A 3,550-nucleotide genomic window follows, 5' to 3' on the forward strand; every position below is an offset into this window, starting at 1 on the left:
GTGGGCGTTCCGGCGGCAGACGTGGGCGCGCTGGCTAACGGCGATCAGACGATCTCCGCCACGGTCACCGATAAAGCGGGCAACAGCACCAGCGCGACGCACGCGTTTGACGTCTCCCTGACCGCGCCGGTGATTGCCATCAATACCCTGGCGGTTGACGACGTGATCAACGCGACCGAGAAAGGCCAGGACCTGTTGATCTCCGGTACCAGCAACCAGCCGGACGGGACCCGCATCACCGTAACCCTGAACGGTATCAGTTACGCCGCCACCACCGATGCCAGCGGTAACTGGAGCGTCACCGTTCCGGCGGCAAACGTCTCGGCATTGGGCGAAGCGAGCTATAGCGTGACGGCCAGCGTGACCGATACTGCGGGTAATAGTGCGAACACCAGCCATAGCGTGCTGGTCGACAGCGCGCTGCCGCAGGTCACCATTAATGCGGTTGCCACCGACGACGTGATTAACGCGGCGGAAGTGGCTTCCGGACAAACCCTGAGCGGGAAAGTGAGCGGCGCGGCGAGCGGTGACACTGTCACGATCGGTATCGGGGGCAACACCTATACCGCGACGGTCCAGGACGACCTGAGCTGGTCGGTTAACGTGCCGTCTGACGTCTTAACCGCTATCGGTAACGGCGATCTCACCGTAACAGCGAGCGTGACCAACGGCCACGGCAACACCGGCACCGGCGAACGCGACATCACGATTGATGCCAGCCTGCCGGGCCTGCGCGTGGATACCGTGGCAGGCGACGATGTGATCAACAGCATCGAGCATGGTCAAAACCTGATTATCACCGGCTCCAGCGACGGTCTGGCGAGCGGATCGGCGCTGACGGTCACCGTCAACGGCAAAACCTACGCGGCAACCGTACTGGCAGACGGGACATGGAGTGCAGCTATTCCGGCGGCTGACGTCGGCGCGCTGAGCGCAGGCACGATCACCGTGACCGTTGACGGCCAGAGCGCGGCGGGTAACCCGGTTTCCATCAGCCACGACGTGAAGGTCGATCTGGCGACGGTTGCTATCAGCATTGACGCTATCGCTACCGACGACGTAATCAATGCGGCAGAAAAAGGCGCAGATCTGGTGCTGTCGGGTGCCACCACCAACGTGGAAGAAAACCAGACCGTTACCATCACTTTCGGCGGTAAGACCTATAGCGCGACGGTGGATGCCAGCGGCAACTGGACGGCGACCGTACCGTCTGCCGATTTAGGTAGCCTGAAAGACGGCGACGCCAGCGTGCAGGTCAGCGTCACCAACGTGAACGGCAACAGCGCCTCGGCGGGCCGCGAGTACAGCGTGGACGCCACCGCGCCGACGGTGTCCATCGAGATCGTCAGCGACAACAACATCATCAACGCGGCCGAAGCGCAGCAGGATCTGGTCGTTAACGGTGTCTCCAACGCCGAAGCGGGCCAGACCGTCACCGTGACGCTTAACGGCGTGGACTACACCACCACCGTACAGGCGAACGGCAGCTGGAGCGTCACCGTACCGTCTGCGGATATCGGCGCGATTACCGACGGCAGTTACACCATCACGGCAGCCGTCGCGGATAAGGCGGGTAACCCGGCCTTGGCGGACCGCGATGTGCTGGTGGATACCACGGTGCCACAGCTGACCATTAACACCGTTTCCGACGACGACGTGATCAACAGCGCCGAGCATGCGCAGGCGCTGATTGTCACCGGTTCCGTGACCGGTGCGGCGGCGGGCGACGTAGTGACCGTCACCATCAATAACAAAGATTACACGGCGACCCTGGACGCTTCCGGCAGGTGGAGCGTGGGCGTGCCTGCGGCGGACGTGAGTGCCCTGACCGCCGGGGATCACACCATCACCGCGGCACTGACCGATAAAGCCGGAAACAGCAACAGCACAACGCACGAGGTTGAAGTCAACCTCACTGCGCCGGTGCTGACCATTGACACCGTGTCCGGCGACGATGTGATCAACAGCAGTGAGAAAACGCAGGATCTGACCATCACAGGTACGGCTTCCGGGCTGGCCGCGGGCGCGGTGGTCACCGTGATGCTCAACGGCAAAGCGTACAGCGCCACGGTGGATACCAATGGCCAATGGACCACAACCGTTCCGGCGAGCGAGGTGGGGCAACTGGGTGAAGCGCTTTACACCGTGTCGGCCTCCGCAACGGACAGCGTCGGCAACAGCACCAGCACCTCGCACACCGTGAACGTGGAATCCGTGCTGCCTGGCGTCATCATTAACACCGTGGCGGGCGACGACGTGATCAACGCGGCGGAGCTGGCAACCGGCCAGACCATTAGCGGCACAGTGGTGAATGCCGAAGCGGGCAACACCGTGACCGTCGCTATCGGCGGCCATAACTACACCGCAACGGTGCAGAGCGATCTGACCTGGTCCGTTAGCGTACCGGAATCTGTGCTCACCGCGCTGGGCAATGGCGATCTGACCGTGACCGCCAGCGTCACGAACGGCGTGGGCAACAGCGGCAGCGGAGAGCGCGATATCACTATCGACGCGAATCTGCCGGGCCTGCGCGTGGACACCGTAGCGGGCGATGACGTGATTAACAGCATCGAACACAGGCAGAATCTGATTATCACGGGTTCAAGCGACGGCCTGACGGCGGGCACAGCGCTGACCGTCACCGTAAACGGTAAAACCTATGCAGCCACGGTGCTGGCAGACGGCACCTGGAGCGCGGCGATCCCTTCTGCGGACGTGAGTGCCCTTGCCGCAGGCACGGTCACCGTGAACGTTGAAGGCCAGAGCAGCGCGGGCAATCCGGTGACTATCAACCATGATGTGACCGTGGATCTGGCAAACGTCGCGATCAGCATTGACGCCATCGCTTCCGATGACGTGATCAACGCCGCCGAGAGGGGTGCGGATCTGGTGCTCTCCGGCACCACCGCGAATGTAGAGGAAAATCAAACCGTCACCATCACCTTCGGCGGCAAGAGCTACACTGCCACGGTGGACGCTGAGGGTAAATGGACCGCCACGGTGCCGTCTGCGGATCTGGCTGGCCTGAAGGACGGTGACGCCAGCGTGCAGGTGAGCGTCACCAACGTGAACGGCAACAGCGCGTCTGCGGGCCGCGAGTACAGCGTGGATGCTACCGCGCCGTCCGTGACCATCAACACGATTGCCACCGACGATATCCTCAACGCCTCAGAAGCACAGTCCGACCTTGCAATCTCCGGCACCAGCACCGCCGAAGCAGGCCAGACGGTGACCGTATCGCTGAACGGCAAAGATTACACCACAACCGTCAGCGCGAACGGCAGCTGGACGCTGAACGTGCCGGCAGCTGACCTTGCAGGATTAACCGACGGCAGCGTCACCGTAACCGCGAGCGTGAGCGACAAGGCGGGTAACCCGGCGTCGGTTGACCACGCCCTGACGGTGGACGTCACCGTACCTGCGGTGACCATCCACACCGTGGCAGGCGACGACGTGATTAACGTGGCTGAACACAATCAGGCGCAGATTATCAGCGGCTCCGCCACCGGCGCGGCGGCGGGCGATAAGGTCACCGTCACGATCGGCGGCC

General features: G+C 62.8%; 1 protein-coding gene. It reads left to right on the forward strand.

Annotated features, from left to right (window positions below):
- Positions 1-3,550 (forward strand): Ig-like domain-containing protein (locus DD606_RS24185; RefSeq protein ID WP_129259330.1); only part of this gene is annotated, 3,550 nt, incomplete at both ends.

The sequence above is a fragment of the Enterobacter cloacae complex sp. GF14B genome, assembly GCF_004136805.1.
In the GTDB taxonomy this organism is placed as follows: Bacteria; Pseudomonadota; Gammaproteobacteria; order Enterobacterales; family Enterobacteriaceae; genus Enterobacter; species Enterobacter hormaechei_C.